Source organism: Streptomyces sp. SCSIO ZS0520, assembly GCF_025643355.1.
GTDB classification, from domain to species: domain Bacteria; phylum Actinomycetota; class Actinomycetes; order Streptomycetales; family Streptomycetaceae; genus Streptomyces; species Streptomyces physcomitrii.
On the sequence record NZ_CP092644.1, the window covers coordinates 3,363,984 to 3,390,061 of the forward strand.

The 26,078-nt window shown below is 73.4% G+C and carries 19 protein-coding genes and 1 pseudogene; 8 read left to right on the plus strand and 12 right to left on the minus strand.

The annotated features are described in order from the left end of the window. The first annotated feature begins 39 nt into the window (after positions 1-39). Entirely contained in the window at positions 40-2,634 is a 2,595-nt protein-coding gene (locus MID12_RS12830; RefSeq protein ID WP_263167088.1) for a DEAD/DEAH box helicase, read from the plus strand. Positions 2,635-3,004: 370 nt separating this feature from the next. Here the strand turns inward: MID12_RS12830 and MID12_RS12835 are convergent. From MID12_RS12835 to ssd, 7 genes and pseudogenes are all read right to left on the minus strand, one after another. Further along, positions 3,005-3,355: pseudogene (locus MID12_RS12835) on the minus strand (Rv3654c family TadE-like protein); the annotation flags it as partial. Next, positions 3,309-4,022 (minus strand): TadE family type IV pilus minor pilin, encoded by a 714-nt coding sequence (locus MID12_RS32440; protein WP_411576947.1) that lies wholly within the window; start codon positions 4,020-4,022, stop codon positions 3,309-3,311. The gene MID12_RS32440 and the pseudogene MID12_RS12835, both read right to left, overlap by 47 nt. After that, a complete protein-coding gene (locus MID12_RS32445; protein ID WP_040250129.1) occupies positions 4,012-4,146 on the minus strand; it encodes a DUF4244 domain-containing protein in 135 nt (44 codons plus the stop codon). Before MID12_RS32445 ends, MID12_RS32440 begins: the two co-directional genes overlap by 11 nt. A gap of 240 nt (positions 4,147-4,386) precedes the next feature. After that, positions 4,387-4,986, minus strand: a complete 600-nt coding sequence (locus MID12_RS12850; protein WP_397915094.1) for a type II secretion system F family protein — start codon at positions 4,984-4,986, stop codon at positions 4,387-4,389. 170 nt (positions 4,987-5,156) lie between these two features. Then, positions 5,157-6,020 carry a type II secretion system F family protein gene (locus MID12_RS12855; RefSeq protein WP_263167093.1) on the minus strand — a complete coding sequence of 288 codons (864 nt, stop codon included), beginning with the start codon at positions 6,018-6,020 and terminating at the stop codon, positions 5,157-5,159. After that, on the minus strand, positions 6,017-7,180 hold the full coding sequence (locus MID12_RS12860; RefSeq protein WP_040250139.1) for a TadA family conjugal transfer-associated ATPase: 1,164 nt from the start codon (positions 7,178-7,180) through the stop codon (positions 6,017-6,019). The genes MID12_RS12855 and MID12_RS12860 overlap by 4 nt, the downstream gene beginning before the upstream one ends. Further along, entirely contained in the window at positions 7,177-8,298 is a 1,122-nt protein-coding gene (gene ssd / locus MID12_RS12865; protein WP_263167096.1) for a septum site-determining protein Ssd, read from the minus strand. The genes MID12_RS12860 and ssd overlap by 4 nt, the downstream gene beginning before the upstream one ends. A 564-nt stretch (positions 8,299-8,862) precedes the next feature. Here ssd and MID12_RS12870 point away from each other — a divergent pair. Continuing rightward, on the plus strand, positions 8,863-9,696 hold the full coding sequence (locus MID12_RS12870; RefSeq protein ID WP_263167098.1) for an HAD family hydrolase: 834 nt from the start codon (positions 8,863-8,865) through the stop codon (positions 9,694-9,696). 396 nt (positions 9,697-10,092) lie between these two features. Here MID12_RS12870 and MID12_RS12875 read toward each other — a convergent pair whose 3' ends face one another. Then, positions 10,093-10,917: an oxidoreductase gene (locus MID12_RS12875; protein WP_263167100.1), complete on the minus strand. Its 825-nt coding sequence runs from the start codon at positions 10,915-10,917 to the stop codon at positions 10,093-10,095. Between the two features lie 93 nt (positions 10,918-11,010). Between MID12_RS12875 and MID12_RS12880 the strand changes: the two genes are divergently transcribed. After that, positions 11,011-12,003, plus strand: coding sequence for an ATP-binding protein (locus MID12_RS12880; protein WP_263167102.1), 993 nt, complete (start codon positions 11,011-11,013; stop codon positions 12,001-12,003). A 79-nt stretch (positions 12,004-12,082) separates the two neighbouring features. Here the strand turns inward: MID12_RS12880 and MID12_RS12885 are convergent, their stop codons facing one another. After that, a complete protein-coding gene (locus MID12_RS12885) occupies positions 12,083-13,327 on the minus strand; it encodes a hypothetical protein (protein WP_263167105.1) in 1,245 nt (414 codons plus the stop codon). A gap of 387 nt (positions 13,328-13,714) precedes the next feature. Here MID12_RS12885 and MID12_RS12890 point away from each other — a divergent pair, with 387 nt between their 5' ends. The 5 genes from MID12_RS12890 (at position 13,715) to MID12_RS12910 (ending at position 21,866) form a co-directional block, all read left to right on the plus strand. Next, positions 13,715-16,093: a bifunctional SulP family inorganic anion transporter/carbonic anhydrase gene (locus tag MID12_RS12890; RefSeq protein ID WP_263167109.1), complete on the plus strand. Its 2,379-nt coding sequence runs from the start codon at positions 13,715-13,717 to the stop codon at positions 16,091-16,093. A gap of 282 nt (positions 16,094-16,375) precedes the next feature. Beyond that, the gene (acs, locus tag MID12_RS12895) at positions 16,376-18,334 is read left to right on the plus strand and encodes an acetate--CoA ligase (RefSeq protein WP_040250155.1); all 1,959 of its coding nucleotides are present in this window, start codon (positions 16,376-16,378) and stop codon (positions 18,332-18,334) included. Positions 18,335-18,905: 571 nt separating this feature from the next. Then, positions 18,906-20,300: a Na+/H+ antiporter NhaA gene (nhaA, locus tag MID12_RS12900; RefSeq protein ID WP_263167112.1), complete on the plus strand. Its 1,395-nt coding sequence runs from the start codon at positions 18,906-18,908 to the stop codon at positions 20,298-20,300. Positions 20,301-20,433: 133 nt separating this feature from the next. Next, a complete protein-coding gene (locus tag MID12_RS12905; RefSeq protein ID WP_263167114.1) occupies positions 20,434-20,931 on the plus strand; it encodes a phage holin family protein in 498 nt (165 codons plus the stop codon). Further along, positions 20,928-21,866 (plus strand): alpha/beta fold hydrolase, encoded by a 939-nt coding sequence (locus MID12_RS12910; RefSeq protein ID WP_040250164.1) that lies wholly within the window; start codon positions 20,928-20,930, stop codon positions 21,864-21,866. Before MID12_RS12905 ends, MID12_RS12910 begins: the two co-directional genes overlap by 4 nt. A gap of 653 nt (positions 21,867-22,519) precedes the next feature. Here the strand turns inward: MID12_RS12910 and MID12_RS12920 are convergent. From MID12_RS12920 to nth, 3 genes are all read right to left on the minus strand, one after another. Then, a complete protein-coding gene (locus MID12_RS12920; RefSeq protein ID WP_040250167.1) occupies positions 22,520-23,719 on the minus strand; it encodes a MarP family serine protease in 1,200 nt (399 codons plus the stop codon). A 149-nt stretch (positions 23,720-23,868) separates the two neighbouring features. Then, on the minus strand, positions 23,869-24,618 hold the full coding sequence (locus tag MID12_RS12925) for an NUDIX hydrolase (protein ID WP_263167122.1): 750 nt from the start codon (positions 24,616-24,618) through the stop codon (positions 23,869-23,871). Positions 24,619-24,788: 170 nt separating this feature from the next. After that, positions 24,789-25,847: an endonuclease III gene (gene nth / locus MID12_RS12930; protein WP_263167124.1), complete on the minus strand. Its 1,059-nt coding sequence runs from the start codon at positions 25,845-25,847 to the stop codon at positions 24,789-24,791. Between the last annotated feature and the right edge of the window lie 231 nt (positions 25,848-26,078).

Sequence of the window (26,078 nt, forward strand, 5' to 3'; positions counted from 1 at the left end):
CACCTCGGCATGACCCCCCAAGACGGATCGCCAGCCGCGATGGCATTCAATCACTTACAAGCGGGCATGCACGACGCCTTCTGCCCATTGTCCGGCACGTCAGTGACAGACTCGGTGCCGATGGCCGAGAATCATCCTGCCCGTACAGGCCAGGACCACACTCCGAAACGGCTCGACCCGAAGGCGGTCCTGGACCGCCTGGCACCGGGCCCGAGCCGCACTTCGCGCATCACCCATACGGAGCACTTGCCCCCTCGTGCGGGCCGCCATGCAGTCTGGCCCGACCGCATCCGGCCAGAGATCATCGCCGCGGTGCAGTCCGCCGGAATCGAGCACCCCTGGGTGCACCAGGCCGAGGCCGCCGAGCACGCCCTGGACGGGGACTCCGTCGTCGTCGCCACCGGTACGGCCTCCGGCAAGTCGCTCGCCTACCTGGTTCCGGTGCTCAGCGCCCTCCTGGACGGCTCCGAGGCCCCCAACGGGCGGGGCGCGACCGCGCTGTACCTGGCGCCCACCAAGGCCCTCGCCGCCGACCAGTGCCGCGCCGTGAAGGAACTGGCCGACCCGCTCGGCAGGGCCGTCCGGCCCGCCGTGTACGACGGCGACACCCCCGTCGAGGAGCGCGAGTGGGTGCGCCAGTACGCCAACTACGTGCTGACCAACCCGGACATGCTGCACCGCGGCATCCTCCCCTCCCACCCCCGCTGGTCCTCCTTCCTGCGCGCCCTGCGCTTCGTGGTCGTCGACGAGTGCCACACCTACCGGGGCGTCTTCGGCTCCCACGTCGCCCAGGTGCTGCGCCGCCTCCGCCGCCTGTGCGCCCGCTACGGCTCCGAGCCCGTCTTCCTCCTCGCCTCGGCGACCGCCGCCGAGCCCTCCGTCGCCGCGGGCCGCCTCACCGGCCTGGAGGTGCGCGAGGTCGCCGACGACGCCTCCCCCCGCGGCGAACTCGTCTTCGCCCTCTGGGAGCCCCCGCTCACCGAACTGCGCGGCGAGAAGGGCGCCCCGGTCCGGCGCACCGCCACCGCCGAGACCGCCGACCTGCTCACCGACCTGACCGTGCAGGGCGTGCGCTCGGTCGCCTTCGTACGGTCCCGCCGCGGGGCGGAGCTCATCTCCGTCATCGCCCAGGAACGCCTGGCCGAGGTCGACCGCTCCCTGTCCCGGCGCGTCGCCGCCTACCGCGGCGGCTATCTGCCCGAGGAGCGCCGGAGCCTCGAAAAGGCCCTGCACTCGGGCGAGTTGCTCGGTCTCGCCGCCACCACCGCCCTGGAACTCGGCGTCGACGTCAGCGGACTGGACGCCGTCGTCATCGCCGGGTACCCGGGCACCCGCGCCTCGCTGTGGCAGCAGGCGGGCCGCGCGGGACGCTCCGGCCAGGGCGCCCTGGCCGTGCTCGTCGCCCGGGACGACCCGCTGGACACCTATCTGGTGCACCATCCCGAGGCGCTCTTCCGGCGCCCCGTCGAGTCGACCGTCCTGGACCCCGACAACCCCTACGTCCTCGCCCCCCACCTCTGCGCGGCGGCGGCCGAACTCCCCCTGACCGACGCGGACCTGGCCCTCTTCGGCCCCGCGGCACCGGGCTTGATGCCGCAGCTCGAAGCCGCACGGCTGCTGCGCCGCCGCGCCCGCGCCTGGCACTGGACCCGCCGCGAACGCGCCGCCGATCTCACCGGCATACGCGGGGAGAGCGGCAGCCCGGTGCAGATCGTCGAGGAGGGCACCGGCCGCCTCCTCGGCACGGTGGACGCCTCGGCCGCGCACGGCACCGTCCACGAGGGCGCGGTCCACCTGCACCAGGGCCGCACCTACCTGGTCCGGCGCCTGGACCTGGAGGACGCGGTGGCCCTGGTGGAGGAGGCCAGCCCGCCGTATTCGACGGTGGCACGGGACACCACCGCGGTCTCCGTCCTGGAGACCGAGACCGAAGTCCCCTGGGGCGAGGGCCGCCTGTGCTACGGCTCCGTCGAAGTCACCCACCGGGTCGTCTCCTTCCTCCGCCGCAGGCTGCTCACCGGCGAGGTGCTCGGCGAGACCAAGCTCGACCTGCCTCCCCGCACCCTGCGGACCCGGGCTGTCTGGTGGACGGTGACCGAGGACCAACTGGACGCCGCCCGGATCCCACCGGAGATCCTGGGCGGTGCCCTGCACGCCGCCGAGCACGCCTCGATCGGCATGCTCCCGATCTTCGCCACCTGCGACCGCTGGGACATCGGCGGCGTCTCGGTGCCCCTGCATCCCGACACCCTGCTGCCCACGGTGTTCGTCTACGACGGCCACCCCGGCGGGGCGGGCTTCGCCGAACGGGCCTTCCACACGGCCCGCGACTGGCTGACGGCCACGCGCGAGGCGATCACCTCCTGCGAGTGCGAGAGCGGCTGCCCGTCCTGCATCCAGTCCCCCAAGTGCGGCAACGGCAACGACCCCCTGCACAAGGCGGGCGCGGTACGGCTCCTCACGGTGCTGCTGCGGGGTGCGGGGGCGGAGCCCGGGGCCGCGACGGAGACCGAGGCCCCGGCAGAGATGGGGGCTCTGACGGAGATCGACGCCGAGCCGAGCGGTCCGGAGATCGAGGCCGAGCCGAGCGATGTGGTGGCCGGGGGCGGAGGGCCTCAGTCCGGGGCCGGTTGAGGACACTCCGCGCGCGGGCGGGCTTCGCCTCCGCGCGGGCCGCCGTGTCTGTGAATGCTTCCGTGTCTGTGGGGTTCCTCTCCGCCTGGGGAGTGCTCTGCGTCCGAGCAGGCTGAAGTCCTCTGCGTCCGTGCGTGCTCTTGTGCATGCCTCCCTGCTCGTGGATGCCTCTCTCCGTGCATGCCTCGTTGCCCGTGGGCGCCTCCCCTTCCGTGCGCGTTCTTGTACTCGCCTCCCAGTCGCTTCGGATACGACCGGGATCCGTGCTCGGCGCTTCCCAGTGGTCCGTTGGCGCACCCGCGGGACCTGCGGGACCCGCCCTCGCCCGGGCTTCGGCGCGGAAGAAGCCCGAACCGGAAGCCGCGGTCACGTCCGAGACCTCCCCCTGGATTTCGCACCGCAGGAGCCGGGCGCCCTGAGCGCGGGCCACTTCGGCGGCGCTCGCACAGGCCGGCTGCCGCCCCGCTCCGGCGTGGTCGGCGGCTGCCAGGGCCGCGAGGTCCGCGGCTCCGGCGGCCCGGTGACGGGTGACCATGGCCTGGCCCATCGCCAGGAAGGCTCCGCACACCACGCACAGGCAGGTAAGTGCCGCGAGGGCCCAGACCGTTGCCGAACCGCGGTCCCGCTGCGGGGGTACGCCGACGCCGTCTTCCGGAGCGGCCCTCCCCGTTGGCCTACCGATGCGGGGGCTGCCCGCCCGCCGGTATCCCGTCTTCGTCATCTGCCCCCGCTCTCCTGGCTGTTGTCGCTGCCGTCCCGTCCGGTTCGTGAACGGCTGGGTCCTCGGCGCGGGCGGATTCGTCACCACCCATCACCACCCCGCCCTCTGCCTCCTTCCGTCCGAGACCGCCGTCCCGGCCGAGACCGCCGTTCTGCCCGGCGTCGCCGTACTGGCCCGCGTCGCCGTACTGGCCCGCGCTGCTGTGCCGACCTGTGTCGCCTGGCCCGCCTATCTCGCCTTGCTCGCCCGTGTCGCCGCGCCGGCCGACCATCTCCTCCGCGAAGGCCACCGCTTCGTGCGTGAGTTCCACCGCCAGTGGGTCGGGTCCGGGCGAGGTCGCGGTGACCCTGACCTTCACGAGTTCGCCCTCGCGCCGGATCTCCACGCGGGCGCCCCGCGGCGCCGCCTCCTTCACCGCCGCGACGGTGGCCTCCTCGGGCTCCTGCCGTGCCGCGGCGCGAGCCCCCGCCCGGGCGGCGTCCACGCACTGGAGCTGGGCCCCGGCGGCCAGGAGCAGCCACAGGAGGCCCGCGACGAAGGCCACCAGCACGGGCAGGACCACCGCGGTCTCGGCGGTGACGAAACCCTGGTCAGGGGCTCTCCGTCCGGCCCGGCGGCGGGCGCCCTCCGCTTCTCGCCAAGGCCGCCGCCAGGCCTCACAGCGCATGGAGCGCCTTCTCGACGATGTCCTGAAGTGCCTTGCGGGTCGCGGCACTTGTGATCACCTTGTAGAGCAGCCCCGCGAAGGCCACCGCCGCGATCAGGCCCATCGCGTACTCCGAGGTGACCATTCCCGCGTCCCGGCACCGGGCTCGCACCCGTACGACCCGCGCGCTTACGCCCGTCCTCCGCGCTCCGTACCTCGCTCGATACATCTCAACCCCCATGAAGGAATCCCTGCCTTGAGTCGCTGTCTCGGATTTCTGATCTCTGTCTCGGGCCGCTGTCTCCGCAGACCCACGTACATGGCCCTGTCGCCGCCTCTACCGCGGCGCCCGTGTCGGGGCACCGCCCCGCCGGACCGCGTACGGTCATCCGCCGCCGCTCAGCAACCCACCCGCCAGCCCGATGACCACGGGCAGCACCCCGAGCGCGACGAAGGCGGGCAGGAAGCACAGGCCGACGGGAGCGGTGACGAGGACCGCGGCGCGGCGGGCGCGGGCGGTGGCCGCGCGTCCCCACTCGGCACGGGTCTCAGCCGCCAGGCGGGCCGCCGCCTCGGCAGCCGGGGCACCCGACTCGCCCGCGCGCTCCAGGAGCCGTGCCAGGGGTCTCGCCCCCGGCAGCATCGCGAGCCGCTGCCAGGCGCCGGTGTGGCCGCCGCCGAGGCGCAGTTGGGCCGCGCCGGAGGACAGGCGCGTCCCCACGGGGCCGTCCATCGACTCCCCCACCGCCTGCGCCGCCTCCACCGGGGCGGCCCCGGCGGCGATGCAGGCGGCCAGCAGGTCGGCGGCCAGCGGGAGTTCCCGTGCGGCGCGGGCCGCGTCGAAGTCCGGCTCCGGGCCGGGCCTGCGCTGCCGCCGCCAGCACAGCCAGCCACCCGCCAGACCCGCCAGGAGTCCCAGCGGGCCGCCCAGCACCACATACCCGGCACAGACCGCTCCGGCCACCGGCACCCAGCGCCGCAGCACCGTGCGGCTCCGGGCCGACCGCGCTCCCGGGCGCGGCTTCGTCCGTACGCCCAGGACCGCTGTCAGGCGGCGCCTGCCGTGCCGCCGACGCCTCCGCTCCGTTGTCGAGGCCACCATGCACCAGGCCACTGTCATCACGCACAAGACCACCCCCAGGCTGTGGATAACTTTCATCGCTCTTCCGCTCCGCGCACGATCCGCAGCGCCCACCAGAGGCCCGCGGCCTCCAGCGAGACCCCCACGGCGAGGCAGGCGAGGCCCGCCGGGCGGTGCAGCAGGACGTCCAGCGGGCGCGCGCCGAGGGCGCTGCCGAGGAGCAGTCCCATCACCGGAAGCCCGGCGAGCAGCACCGCGGTCGATCTGGCTCCGGCCAACTGCGCGCGGAGTTCCGCTCGTTGGGCCCGCTCCTCGCGCAGGGCCCGCTCCAGCCGCTGTACGCCCGCGGCCAGGCCCGCTCCCCGGTCCACGGCCACCCGCCAGCAGGCGGCCAGTCCGAGCAGGCCCTCGGCGCCCTCCTGCCGCGCGGCCGTCCGCAGGGCCGCCGGGACGTCGCCGCCGAAGCGTGCCGCGGCGATCACCGGCGCCCGTGCCGCCCCCAGGCCGCCGGTCTCCCGGGCGGCGAGGAGCAGGGCACCGGGCGGCTGCCGCCCGGCACGCACCTCGCCCGCGAAGACTCCGCACAGCGCGACCACCGCCTCGGCCCCGCGCTCCCGCCGGGCGCGGGCGGCCGAGGCGCGCAGGCCGTGCCGTACCGCCGGAAGGCACAAGCCGCCGAGGAGCAGGGGCAGCAGCGAGCGGCCGAGCAGCGCGAGCGCGGCGGCGGCCACCAGGCACCACCACGCGCCGCCCGCCCGGTCCCGCAACCGCGGCGTCAGCCGCTCGCGCAGCAGGCGGCCGGGCGCGAAACCGGTCCGCGCCCCGCACAGTCGGCGGAGTCTGCGCACCCCGGTGCGTGACCCGGTGGCCAGCCAGGAGGCCCCACCGGCGCAGCAGGCTCCGGCACAGGCCGCGCCCCACACCCCGCCCTGGCTCATGAGGCGCCCTTCAGGAGGAGTGCTTCGAGCCGGGGCCAGCCCGCCTCGTAGGAGAAGCCCTTGGTGCCCCAGCGGAGCGCGGGGACGGTCTCGACGAGTCCGGAAGCGTCCCGTCTGAGGACATGCACCTCGGCGAGGCGCCTGCGGCCGCCGCGGTCGCGGACCAGGTGGATCACCACGGACAGGGCCGCGGCCAGCTGGCTGTGCAGCGCCGCCCGGTCCAGGCCCGCGGCGGTGCCGAGCGCTTCGAGGCGGGCCGGGACATCGGCTGCCGCGTTGGCGTGCACGGTGCCGCAACCGCCCTCGTGCCCGGTGTTCAGCGCGGCCAGGAGGTGGACGACCTCGGGGCCGCGCACCTCGCCGACGACCAGCCGGTCGGGGCGCATCCGCAGCGCCTGGCGCACCAGGTCCTGGAGGGTGACGAGTCCGGCCCCCTCCTGGTTGGCGGGCCGGGCTTCGAGGCGTACCACGTGCGGGTGCTCGGGGCGCAGTTCGGCGGAGTCCTCGGCGAGGACGATGCGTTCGGCGGGTCCGACGAGGCCGAGGAGGGCCGCGAGCAGGGTCGTCTTGCCCGAGCCGGTACCGCCGCTGATGAGATACGAGAGGCGGGCGTCGAGCAGCGCCCTGAGGATGCGGTCGCCGCCCGGTGGGACGGTGCCCGCGGCGACGAGCTCGTCCAGGGTGAAGGCGCGGGGCCTGACCACCCTGAGGGCGAGGCAGGTCGCCCCGACCGCGACCGGTGGCAGCACCGCGTGCAGCCGGGTCCCGTCGGGCAGGCGGGCGTCCACCCAGGGCCGGGCGTCGTCGAGCCGGCGTCCCGCGACGGCGGCCAGGCGCTGGGCGAGGCGGCGCACGGTGGCGGCGTCGGGGAAGGTGACGCCGGTGAGTTCGAGTCCGGTGCCGCGGTCGACCCAGACGCGGTTCGGCGCCGAGACCAGTACGTCGGTCACCTCGGGATCGGCGAGCAGGCGGTCCAGCGGGCCGGCGCCGATCAGCTCCGCGCGCAGGCGGTCGGTGGTGCCGAGGACCTCGGCGTCGCCGAGGAGGCGGCCCTGGGCGCGCAGGGCCTCCGCGACCCGGGCCGGTGTCGGTTCGCAGCCGCTCTCGGCCAGCCACTGCCGCACCCCGTCCAGCATCTTCGCGCCGACGACCGCGCTCATGCCGCGCCTCCGGCCACCGGCATCTGCTCCCAGAACCGGCGGCTGAAGCGGGCCAGCGGTCCGCGCGCGTCGCCACCGGGTGGGCGTCCCTTCTCCTGTGCCGCCAACAGGCCTTTTTCGCGGGGTAGTTCACCCGCCAGCGGGAGTCCGAGCAGCTGGGCGACCTCACCGGCGGCGAGTCCGCCGACGCCGCTGGTGCCGTGCCCGGGCGGCGCCACGACCACCCGCAGATCGCGCAGCAGCATGCCCGCGGCGGCGGCGATGCGCTGGGCCGCGGCGACGGCGCGCAGCTCCGCCGGGACCACGAGCAGGCCCAGGTCGAGCTGGGCGAGCACCTCGCCCGCGCTCTCGTCGACCCGCCTCGGCAGGTCCGCGACGACCACGCCGCCGCGCCTGCGGGCCGCGGCGAGCACGGCCCGTACCGCCTCGGGAGCGACGCTGACGGTGTCCCCGCGGTCCCAGCTCAGGACGCGCAGCGAGTGCAGTTCGGGGAGGGACTCCTCCAGGGCGTTGCCGCCGACCCGGCCCCGGGACTCGGTGAAGGCGGGCCATCTCAGCCCTTCGGCGCTCTCGCCGCCGAGGAGTACGTCGAGTCCGCCGCCGAGTGGATCGGCGTCGACGAGCAGGGTGCGCCGCCCGTCCCGTGCCGCGGTCACCGCCAGGGCGCAGGCCAGGGTGGAGGCCCCGGCGCCGCCCCGGCCGCCGAGGACGCCGACCGTGAACGCCGGGCGGCCGGTGCCCTCGGCGGCGTCGGCGATGCGGTCCACCAGCCACCGCTCGTCCCCCGGCAGCACCAGCACATGGTCGGCGCCGATCTCGACCCCTCGCCGCCAGACGCCCGCGTCGTCCTGGTCCCGGCCGACCAGGACCACTCCGCCTCTGCGGCGGGCCGAGCGCACCCGGCCCGCCGCGTCGTCCCCGACCAGGACGAGCGGAGCGGACTCCCAGGTGCCGCGCGCCGGGGGCACGCCGTGGTGCACCACCGGGCGCTCCGCTCCCGCCGCCGCGCACAGCCGCAGCAGGTCGTCGAGGAGCGCCATGTCCTCGGTGACGATCAGCGGTCCGTCCCGGCGCCCCTCGGCCGCCGGACGGTGCTCGTGCGCCCTGGTTCCTGCCATGTCTCCCGCCCTTCGCCGCGTCCCCCGCGGGCTCCCCGTCGAGCCCGCGGCCCTGGCCCGCAAAAGGACGGGTGGACGGTTTTCGCCGGGCCCCGAATCCCTTGGGACATCCGGGCCACGGCAAACCGAACCGCTCGTGAACTTCGCAAGCAGGACGCGCAGGAATCACCGTGCAGGCATCCGGGAAATGTTGTGGATCTTGGTAAAAACCTGTGGATAACTCGACGGAGGTGAATAACTCCCCGACCCGTTCGGGGGAGTCCGGGGCCTTATTCGGCGCCCCGGAGCCCCTCACGCACAGTCACGGATCATGGTGAGGGCGGCGCCGGGCGCGCGAGGAGCGCGCGGACGCGCGTAGAGGGGAGCACCGCGGAGGCCATCGGAGGAAAACCCATCCGGACATGCGACGACCCCCGCCGGGGGGGAGAGCGGGGGTCGTCCCCACGGCCGACTCGGGGGGGGGGAGGAGCCGGACCGGGTTAGCACGGTCGCGAACGATCCGTGACCTTCATGGTGTACCCGAGGGCCTTCTCAGGCAAACACACGCGCCACACCTTACGCCGAATGGCGGGCGCATATGCTCAGCGTGTGGAAAACCACTCCTTGCCCCGGACAGCGGCCTTCTTCGACCTGGACAAGACGGTCATTGCCAAGTCGAGCACGCTCACCTTCAGCAAGTCCTTCTACCAGGGAGGGCTCATCAATCGGAGGGCGGCGCTGCGTACCGCGTACACGCAGTTCGTCTTCCTCGTCGGCGGCGCCGACCACGACCAGATGGAGCGGATGCGCGAGTACCTGTCCGCGCTGTGCCGCGGATGGAACGTGCAGCAGGTGAAGGAGATCGTCGCCGAGACGCTGCACGATCTCATCGATCCGATCATCTACGAGGAGGCGGCCTCCCTCATCGAGGAGCACCACACCGCGGGCCGGGACGTGGTGATCGTCTCCACCTCCGGCGCGGAGGTCGTGGAGCCCATCGGTGAACTGCTCGGCGCCGACCGGGTCGTCGCGACCCGGATGGTCGTGGGCGAGGACGGCTGCTACACCGGCGAGATCGCCTACTACGCCTACGGCCCCACCAAGGCGGAGGCCATCCGCGAGCTCGCCGACTCGGAGGGGTACGACCTGGCGCGCAGCTACGCCTACAGCGACTCGGCGACCGACCTCCCGCTGCTCGAATCGGTCGGCCGTCCGCACGCGGTCAACCCCGACAAGGCGCTGCGGCGGGAGGCCGCCGCCCGCGAGTGGCCGGTACTCGACTTCCACCGGCCGGTGCGCCTCAAGCAGCGGATCCCGGTGCCGCCCCGCCCCGCCCTGTTGGCGGCGGCAGCGGTGAGCGCGGCGGCGGCCACAGCCGGGATCGTCTGGTACGCGAGCCGGCGCCGCGGGACCGTCTGAGGCCCGCCGCCGCGGGGGCCGGCGGCGAGACCGCCCGGGCCCGTTGGCGCCGAAAGGCAAAGAAGTGGCGGCCCGGCTTCCGCTTGCTCCCGGACCGGAGTACAAAGGAGTCAACGGCCCGCGAGACCAGGGACATCCGAGAGGATCACCTCACCACGCATTCAGGCCCCACGGACCGCGCATGGAGACTGGGCACCCACGCGACGTCGACCCGTCGAATACGGGCCAGCCGCACCAGGTGACGGGCGAAGATCCCGGCCTGATGGGCACATCTTCGAGGACGCTTGGTAACCCGGTGGACATGCCAGCGGCGGTACGAGATCTCGTACCGCCGCATTCTTCTGCCCGGCTCCGGTCCCCGCGGGCCGCTCCCGGCGCCGGGACTCGTCCTGCCTCTCAGGCGGCCCCGCGCTGGAGGGCCTCGCAGACCGCGGTGGACTCCCGGGCGCCCAGCTCCACGGCGCGACCGCAGTGCGCGATCCACGCCGCCATGCCCTCGCCCGTGCCGGAGGCGTAGCCGTCGAGTGCCTCGCGGTACGCGGCCGCGCCCTGCTCGGCATGGCCCACCTCGCAGGGGGCGATGGACTTGGGGTCGAGTCCGCTGCCCACCAGGACGATGCGCTCGGCGGTGCGCGCCACCAGTCCGTTGTGCGAGGTGAAGGGGCGCAGGGTCAGCAGTTCGCCGTGCACCACGGCGGCGGTGACCAGCGCCGGAGCCTGACCGCCCGCGATGATCAGCTGGGAGAGGCCCTCGAGTCGCCCGGCCACCTCGTCGGCGCCGGGGAGCGGCAGTTCGCCGGACCCGTCGAGGAGCTCCTCGGCGACCGGTTCGCCGGGCTGGCGCGGGCGGCCCACCTGGGCGGAGTCGTCCGCGGCGGCGACGAGGTGCAGCCGCGCGAGGACCCGCAGCGGCGACTGGCGCCAGATCGACAGCAGTTGCCCGGCCTCCGCCGTCAGCCGCAGGGCCGCGCCCACGGTGCGCGCCTCGGGGTCGGCGCTGAAGTCGGTCCGCCGCCGCACCTCTTCGAGCGCCCAGTCGGCGCCCGCGAGCGCGGCGGAACCCCGCGCCCCGCGCAGTGCCGCCTCGGAGGTGATCTCGTTGCTGCGGCGCCGCATGATCCGGTGCCCGTACACGCGGTCCACGGACTTGCGCACGGACTCCACGGAATCGGCGACGCCGGGCAGCGAGCCGAGCGCGGCGAGCGGGTCAGTCGTACTCATGGGGACGACCCTACGCAACGGCCGCCCGCGCCCCTCGAAGGAGTGGTCTTCTTCACGCCGGTGCGGGTCCGGGCGGCGGGGCGGCCTATGTTGATGAACATGAAGATCGCTTTCGTGGGGAAGGGCGGCAGCGGCAAGACCACGCTGTCCTCCCTCTTCATCCGTCATCTCGCCGCCACCGGCGCCCCGGTCGTCGCGGTGGACGCCGACATCAACCAGCACCTCGGCGCCGCGCTCGGGCTCGACGAGGACGAGGCGGCCGCGCTGCCCGCCATGGGCGCGCGGCTCACCATGATCAAGGACTATCTGCGCGGTTCGAATCCGCGCATCTTCTCGGCCGCCACGATGATCAAGACGACCCCGCCCGGGGACGGCTCGCGGCTGCTGCGGATCCGCGAGAACAACCCCGTGTACGACGCCTGCGCGCGCGGGGTGGAACTCGACGGCGGGACCGCGCGTCTGATGGTCACGGGCCCCTTCACCGAGTCGGACCTCGGCGTCTCCTGCTACCACTCCAAGACCGGCGCCGTCGAGCTGTTCCTGAACCACCTGGTGGACGGCCGCGGGGAGTACGCCGTCGTGGACATGACCGCGGGCTCCGACTCCTTCGCCTCCGGCATGTTCACCCGGTTCGACATGACCTTCCTGGTGGCCGAGCCGACCCGCAAGGGCGTCTCCGTCTACCGCCAGTACAAGGAGTACGCCCGCGACTTCGGCATCACGCTGAAGGTCGTCGGCAACAAGGTGCGGGGGCAGGACGACCTCGACTTCCTGCGGGCGGAGGTGGGGGACGACCTGCTGGTGACCGCGGGGTACTCGGAGTGGGTGTGCGCCATGGAGAAGGGCCGTCCGCCGCGGTTCTCGCTCCTGGAAGACGTCAACAAGCAGGCCCTGGCGGCTCTTCAGGCCGCCGCGGACGAGACCTACGAGGCACGGGACTGGGCCCGCTACACCCAGCAGATGGTGCACTTCCATCTGCGCAACGCCCAGAGCTGGGCCAACGACCGCACCGGCACCGACCTGGCCGCACAGGTCGACCCCGATTTCGTCCTGGGCGAGCAGCAGGCCGTGGTGCAGCCGGGCTGAGCCGCGGGCCGCGGGCGGCCGTCCGGATCCGGCCCGGACGGGCCCCTGATGCGGGCGCGTGCGTACCGTCCGGGCGCGGTCAGGGGTGCGCGGGCGCGCCCGGGGCGCCGCTCGGCGTGCGCACCGGGCGGGAGGCGAGGTAGCGGGCCCAACCGCCTGGCGGGGCCTGGCCTGACCGCAGCGCCCGGAGCTCGGCGAGCAGCTCCGGATCCTGGGCGTCGAGCCAGTCGGCGAGCTGCCGCAGGGACACGCAGCGCACCTCGCGCTGCGGGCACAGGCGCCGCATCGCCTCCTCGACGGCCCGTGTGTAGGCGCCGCCGTTCCAGTCCTCGAAGTGGTTGCCGACGATCAGGGGCGCGCGGTTGCCGCGGTAGGCGCGGCGAAAGCCCTGGAGCAGCCCGTCGCGGAACTGGTCGCCCCAGTACGCCTGCCGGTCGGGGTCGCCCTGCGGGCCGCCGGACTGCCGGACCATGAAGTCCCGGTCGGTGGCCGGGACCTGGAGGCCGCCGCCCGGCAGCGGGACCCGGCGCACGGACAGGTCCCACAGCCCGTCCGCCTTGCGCGGCCAGACCTGTCCGGCGGCGCCGCTGCTGTCGTAGCGCAGGCCGAGTCCGCGCGCGAGGGGCAGGAAGCTCGCCCTGCCCTGGGGGCAGCGGGTGCGGGCGCCGGTGAGTTCCCGGTCGAAGTCGAAGGGCAGGGCGGGTTCGTAGGGCAGGGCGGCGTGCGTCTTCCAGTTCCGTACGAGGGAGCGGGTGCGGGCGAGTTCGGCCTTCCACTGCGCCGTGCCCGGGCCGTTCTGGCCTCGGCAGGGGCGGCCGGTGAGGAGGGTGCCGATCTCGTTGCCGCCGAGCCAGGCGCCGCGCAGCTGCCGCACGGTGTCACGGACCGTGGACCCGGCAGGCGCCGCCGCCCCGCGACGGGCGGGCCGCCGGGGCGGACCGCTGCCGGTACCGGGCGGAAGGCCCCGCAGCAGGTCCCGGCCGCTGAGGAAGTACGTCATACGGGCGCCGTTGTCCTTGGCGACCTGGCGGAAGTGGGAGAACAGGCGGCGGTCGTCCTCGACCGCGCCGCTCCAGGTGAAGACCACGAACTGCGGGGGCCGCCGCCCGGGCGCGAGCCGGACGGGCTCGGGCAGGGCGGGCTGCGGGCCGGTGTAGGAGGTGGAGCCGTCGCCGAGCAGGCGTACGGGGTGGGCCGAGGCGCCCGCCCGGGCGTCCGGGGTGTCGCGGGCGGGGTCGGGCGGCGGCCCGGAGCAGCCCGCCAGCGCCGCCGTTAAGGCCGCGGCGAGGCCGAGCCGTCGTACACCTGTGCCGAGGGCGGCCATGGTTCGCCCACCTTCTTTCCCGGGAGTCGCCCCTCGCGCGGCCGGGGCCTGCGCCCGCGGCGGCCCGGGCGCTTCTGCGAGGGGGCGCGGCCGTCAGGGGTTCCCGGGAGCGCGGGGAGCCGCCAACCTCGCATGCCTGCCGGGGCAGTTCGGGCCGACTAGCCGATCAGCACACCTATTCACACGCGCGGGTGAAGATCTGGACTGATTGCCGAAAATGTTCGACCCCCGTCTTTACTCTGCATTACGGTCCATTTACTGAATGTTGAGACATCCCACCACTGCCCTACCTCACTGCACGCGGTGTTCCACGGCCGCGCCGTCCCTCTTGGCAGCAGGGACCTCCGAGCACCCACGCGACCGCGCCACTCATGAAGAGACGGGCCCATGAACCTCAGCCCACGCCCCTTGCCCGACACCTCCCCCGCCACCTCCGGCCAGAGCCCGCACGGCCCCCCGCGCACGCGCGGCCCGCGCCTCGCGGGCGCCGACGTCTCGGCCTCGATCGCGGTCTTCCTCATCGCCCTGCCGCTCTCCCTCGGCATCGCCCTGGCGACCGGCGCCCCGCTGCAGGCGGGCCTGGTGGCCGCGGCCGTCGGCGGCCTGGTGGCCGGGCGGCTCGGCGGCTCGGTGCTCCAGGTCAGCGGCCCCGCCGCCGGACTCACCGTGGTGACCGCCGAGCTCATCCAGCACTACGGCTGGCGCACCACCTGCGCCATCACCGTGCTCGCCGGAGCGGCCCAACTGGCGCTCGGCTTCCTGCGGGTGGCGCGGTCGGCCCTGGCCGTGAGCCCGGCCATCGTGCACGGCATGCTCGCGGGCATCGGCGTCACCATCGCCCTCGCCCAACTGCACATCGTCCTCGGCGGCACCCCGGAGAGCTCGGTGCTCGCCAATCTGGAGTCCCTGCCCGGCCAGTTGGCCCGGGTGCATCCCGCGGCGCTGGCCACGAGCGCGCTCACCCTCCTGGTGCTCCTCGGCTGGTCCCGCCTGCCCGGTGGCCTGGGCCGCATCGCCCGGCCGGTCCCGGCGGCCCTGGCCGCGGTCGCGGCGGCCACCGCCTTCGCCTCGCTGGCCGGACTGCGGCTGCCGCGGGTGGACCTGCCCTCGTGGTCCAGCCACGCCCTGCCCCACCTGCCCGAGGGTCCGGTGCTCGGCCTGCTCGCGGCGGTGCTCACCATCACCCTGGTCGCCAGCGTGGAATCGCTGCTCTCGGCCGTCGCGGTGGACAAGCTCGCCACCGCCCGCACCGAGCCGCGGGTGCACATCCCCCGGGCCGACCTCGACCGCGAGCTGCGCGGCCAGGGCCTGGCCAACATGGTCTCCGGGGCGCTCGGCGGCCTGCCCGTCACCGGAGTCGCCGTCCGCAGCTCGGCCAATGTCCGGGCGGGCGCGGTGAGCCGCAACTCCACGGTGCTGCACGGGGTCTGGATCGTCCTCGCCGCGCTGGTCCTCGTGCCCGTGCTCGACCTGATCCCGCTCGCCGCCCTCGCCGCCCTGGTGATGGCCGTGGGGGTGCAGATGGTGAGCATCAACCACATCCGTACGGTCACCAGGCACCGCGAGGTGGCCGTGTACGCGGTGACCGCGGCGGGCGTGATCCTGCTCGGCGTCCTCGAGGGGGTCGGTCTCGGCATCGCCACCGCGGTCGCCGTCGCGCTGCACCGGCTCAGCCGCACCCGCATCACCCACGAGGAGGACACCGGGGGCAGGCATCATGTGCGGGTCCGCGGCCAGTTGACCTTCCTGGCCGTCCCCCGGCTCAGCCGCGTCCTGCACCTGGTGCCGCGCGGCGCGGACGCCCTGGTCGAACTCGACGGCTCCTTCATGGACCACGCCGCCTACGAATCCCTCCAGGACTGGCAGAACTCCCACCGCTCCCAGGGCGGCACGGCCGAGATCAGCGCCCGCTCCGGAGGACGGATCGCCGAACCCGCCCGGGCGGTCCTCTCCTGCTGCCGCCCCTGGACAGCCTGGCGCAACCACCACTGCGACCGTACGGACAAGGGCAGACCACCGGCCGAGGCCCCGGTGGCGACCGCGGCCGGCGGTACGGAGGCCACCGGGGCCGGGAGGACTCCGGAGGCGGCGCGCTCGGGGCGGCAACTCGCCAGCGGGATCAGCGCCTTCCAGCGCGACACCGCCCCGCGGGTGCGCGAGGAGCTGGCCCGCCTGGCCCGCGAAGGGCAGCGGCCGACCCAGCTCTTCCTCACCTGTGCGGACTCCCGGCTGGTCACCTCGATGATCACCTCCAGCGGCCCCGGCGACCTCTTCGTCGTACGCAACGTCGGCAATCTGGTCCCGCCGCCGGGCGCGGAGGGCGGCGACGACTCGGTGGCCGCCGCGATCGACTACGCGGTGGACGTACTCGAAGTGCAGTCGGTGACGGTGTGCGGGCACTCGGACTGCGGCGCCGTGCAAGCCCTGCTGAACGCGCCACCGGCGGGCGGGTCCTCGCCGCTCGAGCGCTGGCTCCGGCACGGGCTCCCCAGCCTCGTACGGGCGAAGGGTGCCGAGGGTCCGCGGCCGCGGCTGGCCGGGCGGGAGCCGGCGGACGCGGCCGAACTGCTCAGCCTCAGCAATGTGGTCCAGCAGTTGGAGCACCTGCGGCGGCACGAGTCGGTGGCGAAGCGGCTGGCCGAAGGGAGGATCGCGCTGCACGGCATGTACTTCCATGTGGGCGAGGCCCAGGCGTATCTGCTGAGCGGGGAGGAGCCGGTCTTCTCCGTGGTGGCGCCCGGGGAGCGGGAAGGGGTGCATGCCTAGACCGAGAGACGGAAGGACGGAGAAGACGGAGAAGGCGAGGGCCGCGGCGCACCCGGGGCAGGAGGCCCCCATCTCGTCCTGGGCAGCAGCGCTTTCCCGGCGCACTCCCCGTACGGCCCCGGCAGGACACGGGCGCTCCCGGTCCGGTACCCCTGTACCCGTACCGCCGGAGGTGCCAGGATCGGAGGGGTTGACCAGGTCACACCGGAGCTGAAGAATCCGCGCGATGACAAAAATGGTCTACACCACACGGGACAGTGTCAGCACGTGGGGAGCCAGCGAATGAACGAGCGTCCGTCGATCGCCAACATGCTCAAGGAGGAGCGCCGTTTCGCGCCCCCCGCCGAGCTGGCCGCGAACGCGAACGTCAAGGCCGAGGCGTACGAGCGGGCCGAGGCCGACCGGCTCGGGTTCTGGGCGGAGCAGGCGCGGCGGCTCACCTGGGCCACCGAGCCCACCGAGACGCTGGACTGGTCGAACCCGCCCTTCGCGAAGTGGTTCGCCGACGGGAAGCTGAACGTCGCCTACAACTGCGTGGACCGCCACGTGGAGGCGGGCAACGGCGACCGCGTCGCCATCCACTTCGAGGGCGAGCCGGGCGACAGCCGCGCCGTCACCTACGCGGAGCTCAAGGACGAGGTCAGCCGGGCGGCGAACGCGCTCACCGAGCTCGGCGTCACCAAGGGCGACCGAGTGGCCGTGTACCTGCCCATGATCCCCGAGGCGGTCGTGGCGATGCTGGCCTGCGCGCGCATCGGCGCCGCGCACTCGGTGGTCTTCGGCGGCTTCTCCGCCGACGCCATCGCGGCGCGCATCGAGGACGCGGACGCCAAGCTGGTCATCACCGCCGACGGCGGCTACCGCAGGGGCAAGCCCTCGGCGCTGAAGCCCGCCGTGGACGACGCGGTGTCCCGGGTCAGCGGGGTCGAGAAGGTCCTCGTGGTCCGGCGCACCGGCCAGGATGTCGAGTGGACCGAAGGCCGGGACGTGTGGTGGCACGAGGTCACCGGGCGGCAGTCCGCCGAGCACACCCCGGAGGCCTTCGAGGCCGAGCAGCCGCTGTTCATCCTCTACACCTCCGGCACCACCGGGAAGCCGAAGGGCATCCTGCACACCTCCGGCGGCTACCTCACCCAGGCCTCGTACACCCACCACGCCGTCTTCGACCTGAAGCCGGAGACGGACGTGTACTGGTGCACGGCCGACATCGGCTGGGTCACCGGCCACTCGTACATCACCTACGGGCCGCTCTCGAACGGCGCGACCCAGGTCATCTACGAGGGCACCCCGGACACCCCGCACCAGGGGAGGTTCTGGGAGATCGTGCAGAAGTACGGGGTCACGATCCTCTATACGGCGCCGACGGCGATCCGTACCTTCATGAAGTGGGGCGACGAGATCCCCGCCAAGTTCGACCTGTCCTCGCTGCGGGTGCTCGGCTCGGTGGGCGAGCCGATCAACCCGGAGGCCTGGGTCTGGTACCGCAAGCACATCGGCGGCGACCGCTGCCCGATCGTGGACACCTGGTGGCAGACCGAGACCGGCGCGATGATGATCTCCCCGCTGCCGGGCGTGACGGAGACCAAGCCGGGGTCCGCGCAGCGCGCGCTGCCGGGTATCGCGGCGACCGTCGTCGACGACGAGGCCAACGAGGTCCCGGACGGCGGCGGTGGCTACCTGGTGCTCACCGAGCCGTGGCCCTCGATGCTCCGCACCATCTGGGGCGACGACCAGCGCTTCCTGGACACCTACTGGTCCCGCTTCGAGAACCGCTACTTCGCGGGCGACGGCGCGAAGAAGGACGAGGACGGCGACATCTGGCTGCTCGGCCGGGTCGACGACGTCATGCTCGTCTCCGGGCACAACATCTCGACCACCGAGGTGGAGTCCGCCCTCGTCTCGCACCCCTCGGTCGCCGAGGCAGCGGTCGTCGGCGCGGCGGACGAGACGACCGGCCAGGCGATCGTGGCCTTCGTGATCCTGCGCGGCAGCGCGAACGAGGACGAGGGGCTGGTCACCGACCTGCGCAACCACGTGGCGGCGACCCTCGGCCCGATCGCCAAGCCCAAGCGGATCCTGCCGGTCGCCGAGCTGCCGAAGACGCGGTCCGGCAAGATCATGCGGCGGCTGCTGCGGGACGTCGCCGAGAACCGCCAGCTCGGTGACGTGACCACGCTGACCGACTCCTCCGTCATGGACCTCATCCAGTCGAAGCTGCCTTCGGCGCCGAGCGAGGACTGAGGGCTCGGGGGCACCGACAAGGGCCCATTGCCGCAGGGGCTGCCGGGTATCCGGTGGCCCCTGTGGTGTGTGCGGGGACTGGACGGTCGGCGGGGTAGGGCTTTCGCTGCTGATGGGTGATGGCTGGCGATTGGCGGATGGCAGTTGATGGTGACGGCTGACGGCTGACGGCTGACAAATAACAGATGACGGATGACGGATGACGGATGACGGATGACAGTTATTGAAATCTGTCATCCGTCATCTGTTACCTGTCAGCCACCCCGCCCCCTTCACCTCCGGCACCTCCATCACCTCCGCCACTTCCAGCCCCCTCTCCACCCCTCCCCCGCCACCCCTCACCCACTAAGCTCAACCCGTCTAAGTTCAACCCCGTCTAAGCTCAACCTCACCCAAGCTGAGCCCCACCCAAGCTGAGCCCACGCAAACTGAGCCCCACCTACAACTGAACCCCGCGCCCTCTCCCCCAAGACCCGCCGAGTAGGGGCGCCGAATTTCATGGTGTGCCGGGAAGTCTGGTCGGCAGCGCTTTCAGCGTTCCCTTTTCGCCGACCGACCGGAGGCCCTCCGCATGGCCGCGCCCACCCCCCGCCCCAAGGTTCTCGCCAGGCTCTCGCTGACCGAGCGGAACTTCGTGGTGAACGCGCTGCGCACCGAGACCGTGGGCGGAGTCCTGCTCCTCCTCGCCGCGATCGCCGCCCTGATCTGGGCGAACACCCCGCTCAAGGACAGCTACGAGTCCGTGCGTACCGCGCACCTGGGGCCCGGCGCGCTGGGCCTGGACCTGTCGGTGCAGCACTGGGCGGCGGACGGGCTGCTCGCGGTCTTCTTCTTCGTCGCGGGTGCCGAGCTGAAGCGCGAACTCGTCGCCGGGGATCTGCGCGACCCGAAGGCCGCGATGCTGCCGGTGATCGCGGCGCTCTGCGGCATGGCGGCGCCCGCGCTGGTGTATCTGCTGGTCAACACGGCGGGCGGCGGTTCGGCGGACGGCTGGGCGGTACCCACCGCCACCGATATCGCCTTCGCCCTCGCCGTACTCGCCGTCATCGGGACCTCGCTGCCCTCGGCCCTGCGCGCCTTCCTGCTCACCCTCGCGGTGGTGGACGACCTCTTCGCGATCCTGATCATCGCGGTCTTCTTCACCGGCGAGCTGAACTTCGCCGCGCTCGGCGGGGCCGCCGCGGGCCTCGCCGTCTTCTGGCTGCTGCTGCGCCGCGAGGTGCGGGGCTGGTACCTCTACGTACCGCTCGCGCTGGTGATCTGGGGGCTGATGTACAACAGCGGCGTGCACGCGACCATCGCCGGGGTGGCCATGGGCCTGATGCTGCGCTGCACGCGGCGCGAGGGCGAGGAGCGCTCCCCGGGTGAACGCGTGGAGCATCTGGTGCGGCCGGTGTCGGCGGGGCTCGCGGTGCCGCTGTTCGCCCTGTTCAGCGCCGGGGTCGCGGTCTCGGGCGGCGCGCTCGCGGAGGTGTTCGGCACCCCTGAGACGCTGGGCGTGGTGCTCGGCCTGGTGGTGGGCAAGACGGTGGGGATCTTCGTCGGGACCTGGCTCACGGCCCGTTTCACCCGGGCGGAACTCGGGGAGGAGCTGGCCTGGCCCGATGTGTTCGCGGTCGCCGTGCTGGCCGGGATCGGCTTCACGGTCTCGCTCCTGATCGGGGAGCTGGCCTTCACCGGGGACCCGGCGCTCACCGAGGAGGTCAAGGCGGCCGTACTCACCGGCTCGCTGATCGCCGCGGTCTGCGCCACAGTGCTCCTGAAGATCCGCAACGCCCGCTACCGCGGGATGTACGAGGACGAGGAGCGCGACGAGGACCAGGACGGGATCCCCGACATCTACGAGACGGGCGACCCCGAGTACCACCTGCGGATGGCGGAGCTCCTGGAGAAGAGGGCCGCGGAACACCGCAGGCGTGCCCAAGTGGCGGGCGGGGGAAGCGCCGCGGACGAGCGTCCGGCATGATCTGTGACCAGAAACGTTCTACGGCACGTCAGTTCCCGTAGCTGACGGGCCTGTCCGGCGAAGGCGGGAGCACGCCGCCCGCACCGGCCGGACGCCGAGGAAGCAAGGGAACGCCAAGGAAAGTGAGAACGCGATGAGCCACACCGACGGCCCCGTCGGCGCAGAACGCAGTCTCGGCCAGCTGGTCGCGCACGCGACCGGTGAGCTGTCCGCCCTGGTGCACGACGAGATCGCGCTCGCCAAGGCCCAGCTGCGACAGGACGTCAAGCGCGCGGGTGTGGGCTCGGCTGCCTTCACCGTGGCGGGCGCGCTGCTGATCTTCTCGCTGCCGATGCTGAGCTTCGCCCTCGCCTACGGCATCCACGCCTGGAGCGACTGGCATCTGTCGGTCTGCTTCCTGCTGTCCTTCGCCGCGAGCGTGCTGCTCGCCGGGCTGATCGCGCTGGTCGGCGTGGTCTTCCTGAAGAAGGCCAAGCAGGGCGGCGGCCCGCAGAAGGCGGTCGCCTCCGCCAAGGAGACGGCGGCGGTGCTGCAGCACGCCAAGCCGCACCCGCGTGCGATCGGTGCCACCGACGCGACGGCGCTGCCGAGCGCCGGTGAACGGAAGGCTGTGGCACGCTCGACTCCATGACAGACCCTGCCACCCACTCGGCGCAGCCGGCCTCGGTCGTACGTGTCGACGGCCCCTGGACCCACCGCGATGTCGCAGCCAACGGCGCACGCTTCCACATCGCGGAACTGGGCGAGGGGCCGCTCGTCATGCTGCTGCACGGCTTCCCGCAGTTCTGGTGGACCTGGCGCCATCAGATGACCGCCCTGGCGGACGCGGGATTCCGGGCGGTGGCAATGGACCTGCGCGGAGTGGGCGGCAGCGACCGCACCCCCCGGGGCTACGACCCGCCGAACCTGGCGCTCGACATCACCGGTGTGGTGCGCTCCCTCGGCGAGCCCGACGCGGCGCTGGTCGGCCACGACCTGGGCGGCTATCTGGCCTGGACGGCTGCGGTGATGCGGCCGAAGCTGGTGCGCCGGCTCGCGGTGACCTCGATGCCGCATCCGCGCCGCTGGCGCAGCGCCATGCTCGGCGACGCGCGGCAGTCCGCGGCGAACTCCTGCGTCTGGGGCTTCCAGCGGCCCTGGATCCCCGAGCGGCAGCTGGTCGCCGACGACGGCGCCCTGGTCGGCGAGCTGATGCGGGACTGGTCGGGGCCGGTGCCGCTGGAGGAGGAGGCGGTGCGGATGTACCGCCGGGCGATGTGCATCCCCTCCGCGGCGCACTGCGCGATCGAGCCGTACCGCTGGATGGTGCGCTCGCTGCTGCGGCCGGACGGCTTCCAGTTCAACCGCCGGATGAAGCGGCCGGTGCGGGTGCCGACGCTGCATCTGCACGGCTCGCTCGACCCGGTGATGCGGGTGCGCAGCTCGGCCGGTTCCGGCGAGTACGTCGAAGCCCCGTACCGCTGGCGGCTGTTCGACGGGCTCGGGCACTTCCCGCACGAGGAGGACCCGGTCGCCTTCTCCACCGAGCTGGTGAACTGGCTGAAGGACCCCGAGCCGGACCGCTGAGCGCCCGGCGGCACCCGGTCCGGGACCGCCCTGCCGCCCGGTCCGAACTCCCGTCCACCGAACCGGTTTTCGGGACCGATTTGGGTGTGCGAGCCGCGGTTACCGACCTTGAGGCCCGGGCAGACGTCGGGGTATGGGCTGGACTCACGACTACAGTGACGCAGCACGCCGCCGCGGCTCAGGAGCCTCTCTGACCCCTCGTCAGCAGGCCGGGCCGCCCAAGGGGGACCGGGGTTCCGGCTCTCCCGACATCGGCATTCCCCGCATTCTGCGCCGACGCGCCCGCTGGGTGTCGGCACGGCTGCGGCATCCCAGCCGCGGCTGAGGCCGCGGTGCTCCCCGCTTCCCGCGGCTCCGTCCGGCGCTGTCCGCCCGGGCCGCCTTCCGGCCGCGCCCGCCCCTGCGGCAGGGTCGGCAGCCGCCGCCGAAGACCGGTCGGCCCGCACGGCTGACGTACCGTCCCGCGCGGGCGGTCTGACGTACGCCCCGACGACCGGACAGCTCCGGCAACCGGACGCACGGACGACCGGCAACTCGGACGGCCGAACAGCACGGACAGCCGGACACCACGGACAGCCGAACAGCTCGGGCGACCGGACAACTCGCACGACCGGACAGCACGGACGACGAGACAGACGAGACAGCAGGGCAGCTCAGAGCGCGCAGCTGTCGCTGTCGACCTCCTGGCCGGCCGTGCGTCCCCGGTCGATGTCCTCGCGCACCTCGTCGTTGGTGAGGGCGTAGCCGGTGTCCGGGTCGTCCAGGGACTTGGCGAACACCACTCCGTAGACCTTGCCGTCCGGGGTGAGCAGCGGTCCGCCGGAGTTGCCCTGCCGCACGGTCGCGTACAGCGAGTAGACATCGCGCCGGACGCTGCCGCGGTGGTAGATGTCGGGGCCGTTGGCGGTGATGCGGCCGCGGACGCGGGCCGGGCGGACGTCGTAGGCGCCGTTCTCCGGGAAGCCCGCGACGATGGCGCTCCGGCCGCTGTCCGCGTCGGAGTCGGTGAACTCCAGGGCGGGCGCCTTCAGCCGGGGCACGTCGAGTACGGCGATGTCGCGGCGCCAGTCGTAGAGGACCACCTTGGCGTCGTAGAGCTTGCCCTCGCCGCCGATCTGGACGGTGGGCTCGTCGACCCCGCCGACGACATGGGCGTTGGTCATCACGCGCCGCTCGTCGAAGACGAAGCCGGTGCCCTCCAGGACCTTGCCGCAGCCCTGGGCGGTGCCGACCACCTTCACGATGGACTTCTTCGCGCGCTCGGCGACCGGGCTGCCGGAGAGCGCCGGGTCGGGCGGCCGGACGTCCTTGATGGGCTCCTCGGAGAAGGGGCTGAAGACCTGCGGGAAGCCGTTCTGGGCGAGGACCGAGGAGAAGTCGTTGAACCAGGTGTCGGCCTCGTGCGGCAGCGCGCGGGAGACGCCGTGCAGCACCTGGGAGCCGCGGACCTCCTTGCCGAGGGTGGGCAGGGTGGTGCGGGCGAGGGCGGAGCCGATGAGCCAGGCGACCAGGAGCATCGCGAGGACGTTGACCAGGGCGCCGCCGGTGGCGTCGAGGGCGCGGGCCGGGGACCAGGTGAGGTGGCGGCGCAGCCGGTTACCGAGGTGGGTGGTGAAGGCCTGCCCGATCGAGGCGCAGACGATGACGATCACCACGGCGACGACCGCGGTGGTGGTGCCGACCTCGGCGTCGTCGGTCACGGCGTCCCAGAGCAGGGGCAGCACGGTGACCGCGACGAGTCCGCCGCCGAGGAAGCCGACGACGGACAGGATGCCCACGATGAAGCCCTGGCGGTAGCCGATCACCGCGAACCACACGGCGGCCGCCGCCAGCAGGAAGTCCAGCACGTTCACCGAATCAAGCCTCGCCTCACCTCGCGATCCTCAGGTCCCGCGCCCGGGCCGTCCGGCGGGGTCCGGGGGCGGGCCGCCGTGCCGGGAGAATCGTTCCGGGGCCGCGGCGGGGCGCGGTCCCGGTCGTACACATGACGGGGGCCACCTTGTCATGAGTGCCAGTCGAGCGGGATCTTCCGCTCCCGGTCCCAGGGGCGCTCCCAGCCCGCGTAGTGCAGCAGCCGGTCGATCACTCCGGCGGTGAAACCCCAGACCAGAGCGGAGGCGACGAGGAAGGCAGGGCCGGTGAAGCCCCGCGGGTGGACGCAGGTCGCGCGGTTCGCCGGGTCCGTGAGATCGGCCACGGGCACCGTGAACACCCGGGCGGTCTCGGCGGGGTCGACCACGCCGACCGGGGAGGGCGCCCGCCACCAGCCGAGCACCGGGGTGACCACGAACTCGCTCACCGGGATGTACAGCTTGGGCAGCAGCCCGAAGAGCTGCACCCCCGCCGGGTCGAGGCCGGTCTCCTCCTCGGCCTCGCGCAGGGCCGCGCGCAGCGGGCCCTCGCCGTGCGGGTCGCCGTCCTCCGGGTCGAGGGCGCCGCCGGGGAAGGAGGGCTGGCCGGCGTGCGAGCGCAGGGTGCCCGCGCGTTCCATCAGGAGCAGTTCGGGGCCGTTCTCGCCCTCGCCGAAGAGGATGAGCACGGCGGACTGGCGGCCGCCGCCGTCCTCGGGGGGCAGGAAGCGGCTGAGCTGGGTGGGCTCGACGGTGTCCACGGCATCGAGGACCGGGTCCAGCCAGCGCGGCAGCCCTTCCCTGCGCAACCGCACCGGCTCCTCAGATCCCACCGGCTGTCTCCCGGGGCCGCGCGGCCGCCCCGCGGGGGCAGCGTGTCCGGCCTGGCTCGCGTGTGTCATCGGCACCCCCTTCCTCGTTCCCCGGCCTGTTCCGGCCTCCGTCTCCCGGTCCCCGGCTCTCCAGTCCCCAACGCCCCGCCACCCGCCTTTCGTTCCGCCTCTCCCTGTACGGCCCGTGCTCCGTACCGCCCGGCCGCGGAGTGCGGCGGGCGCGGCGGGCGGTCGGGGACTCAGGCGGCGCCGAGCGGCGGGGCGGGTTTGCCCGGGTAGTCCGGCGGGGGTTTCAGGCGCTGGCCCGGCATGCCGCCCATCTCGTACTTGAGCAGCTTCCGCGCCTTCTCCGGGTCGGTCTCGCCCTCGCCGTACGCCGGGCAGAGCGGGGTGATCGGGCAGGCGCCGCAGGCCGGTTTGCGGGAGTGGCAGATGCGGCGGCCGTGGAAGATCACCCGGTGTGAGAGCTCGGTCCACTCGCTCTTCGGGAAGAGCGCGCCGACCGCCCGCTCGACCTTGTCCGGATCGGTCTCCTCGGTCCACCGCCAGCGCCGCACCAGCCGCCCGAAGTGGGTGTCCACGGTGATGCCGGGCACCCCGAAGGCGTTGCCGAGGACCACGAAGGCGGTCTTGCGGCCGACGCCCGGCAGCTTCACCAGATCCTCTAGCCGTCCCGGCACCTCGCCGCCGAACTCGTCCCGGACGGCCCGCGCGATACCCATGATCGACTTGGTCTTGGCGCGGAAGAAGCCGGTCGGCCTGATCAGCTCCTCGACCTCCTCCGGGTTGGCCGCGGCGAGGTCCTCGGGCTCCGGATAGCGGGCGAAGAGCCCGGGCGTGGTCTGGTTGACCCGCAGGTCGGTGGTCTGCGCGGAGAGCACGGTGGCGAGCAGCAGCTGGTACGGGTTCTCGAAGTCCAGCTCGGGATGGGCGTACGAGTAGACCTCGGCCAGCTCGCGGTTGATCTTGCGCGCCCGGCGGACCAGGGCGGTGTGGCTCTCCGGCGCACGGGCGGCGGCACCGGCCGCGGGGGCCTGCTTCTTGGCAGCCGCGGTCTTCTTCGCTGCCGTGGTCTTCGAAGCCGTGGTCTTCGCGGCCTTCTTCGGCGCCGCGGTCTTCTTCCCGGCGGTGCTCTTCTTCGCGGCACCGCTCTTCTTCGCGGCAGCGCTCTTGGCCGCCGGGGTCTTCTTCGCCGTCGTCGCCGTCTTCGTCGCCGTCTTCTTTGCCGCCGTTCTCTTCCCGCCGGTCTTCTCCGCCGCGGGCCGGGCCTGCGTCCCGGACTCGGAACTCTTCACCATGCGGGCAGCCTACGGGCCGCCGGTGACAGCGGGTGCGGAAACCGGCGGCGGGGGCTCCGGACCAGGAGGCCCCACACCCCGGCGGCCTCCCGCTCCGTACCCGCGCCACCGTGACCGCTGTCCGAAACCCGACCCCCGCCGTCCGGGAGCGCGCAGAATGGGCCTCTTGGCGCCCGGGCGAGGGGCTGTTCGCCCAGAGCGGAATTCGCGCCGCCGGATCGCGGCGAGGCC

Excerpts from the sequence above, each read along its gene's own strand:
- MID12_RS12830 (WP_263167088.1), top strand. The coding sequence starts at position 40 with ATGGCATTCAATCACTTACAAGCGGGCATGCACGACGCCTTCTGCCCA.
- MID12_RS32440 (WP_411576947.1), bottom strand. The coding sequence starts at position 4,022 with ATGCGCTGTGAGGCCTGGCGGCGGCCTTGGCGAGAAGCGGAGGGCGCC.
- MID12_RS32445 (WP_040250129.1), bottom strand. The coding sequence starts at position 4,146 with ATGGTCACCTCGGAGTACGCGATGGGCCTGATCGCGGCGGTGGCCTTC.
- MID12_RS12855 (WP_263167093.1), bottom strand. The coding sequence starts at position 6,020 with ATGAGCCAGGGCGGGGTGTGGGGCGCGGCCTGTGCCGGAGCCTGCTGC.
- MID12_RS12860 (WP_040250139.1), bottom strand. The coding sequence starts at position 7,180 with ATGAGCGCGGTCGTCGGCGCGAAGATGCTGGACGGGGTGCGGCAGTGG.
- ssd (WP_263167096.1), bottom strand. The coding sequence starts at position 8,298 with ATGGCAGGAACCAGGGCGCACGAGCACCGTCCGGCGGCCGAGGGGCGC.
- MID12_RS12870 (WP_263167098.1), top strand. The coding sequence starts at position 8,863 with ATGGCGGGCGCATATGCTCAGCGTGTGGAAAACCACTCCTTGCCCCGG.
- MID12_RS12875 (WP_263167100.1), bottom strand. The coding sequence starts at position 10,917 with ATGAGTACGACTGACCCGCTCGCCGCGCTCGGCTCGCTGCCCGGCGTC.
- MID12_RS12880 (WP_263167102.1), top strand. The coding sequence starts at position 11,011 with ATGAACATGAAGATCGCTTTCGTGGGGAAGGGCGGCAGCGGCAAGACC.
- MID12_RS12885 (WP_263167105.1), bottom strand. The coding sequence starts at position 13,327 with ATGGCCGCCCTCGGCACAGGTGTACGACGGCTCGGCCTCGCCGCGGCC.
- MID12_RS12890 (WP_263167109.1), top strand. The coding sequence starts at position 13,715 with ATGAACCTCAGCCCACGCCCCTTGCCCGACACCTCCCCCGCCACCTCC.
- acs (WP_040250155.1), top strand. The coding sequence starts at position 16,376 with ATGAACGAGCGTCCGTCGATCGCCAACATGCTCAAGGAGGAGCGCCGT.
- nhaA (WP_263167112.1), top strand. The coding sequence starts at position 18,906 with ATGGCCGCGCCCACCCCCCGCCCCAAGGTTCTCGCCAGGCTCTCGCTG.
- MID12_RS12905 (WP_263167114.1), top strand. The coding sequence starts at position 20,434 with ATGAGCCACACCGACGGCCCCGTCGGCGCAGAACGCAGTCTCGGCCAG.
- MID12_RS12910 (WP_040250164.1), top strand. The coding sequence starts at position 20,928 with ATGACAGACCCTGCCACCCACTCGGCGCAGCCGGCCTCGGTCGTACGT.
- MID12_RS12925 (WP_263167122.1), bottom strand. The coding sequence starts at position 24,618 with ATGACACACGCGAGCCAGGCCGGACACGCTGCCCCCGCGGGGCGGCCG.
- nth (WP_263167124.1), bottom strand. The coding sequence starts at position 25,847 with ATGGTGAAGAGTTCCGAGTCCGGGACGCAGGCCCGGCCCGCGGCGGAG.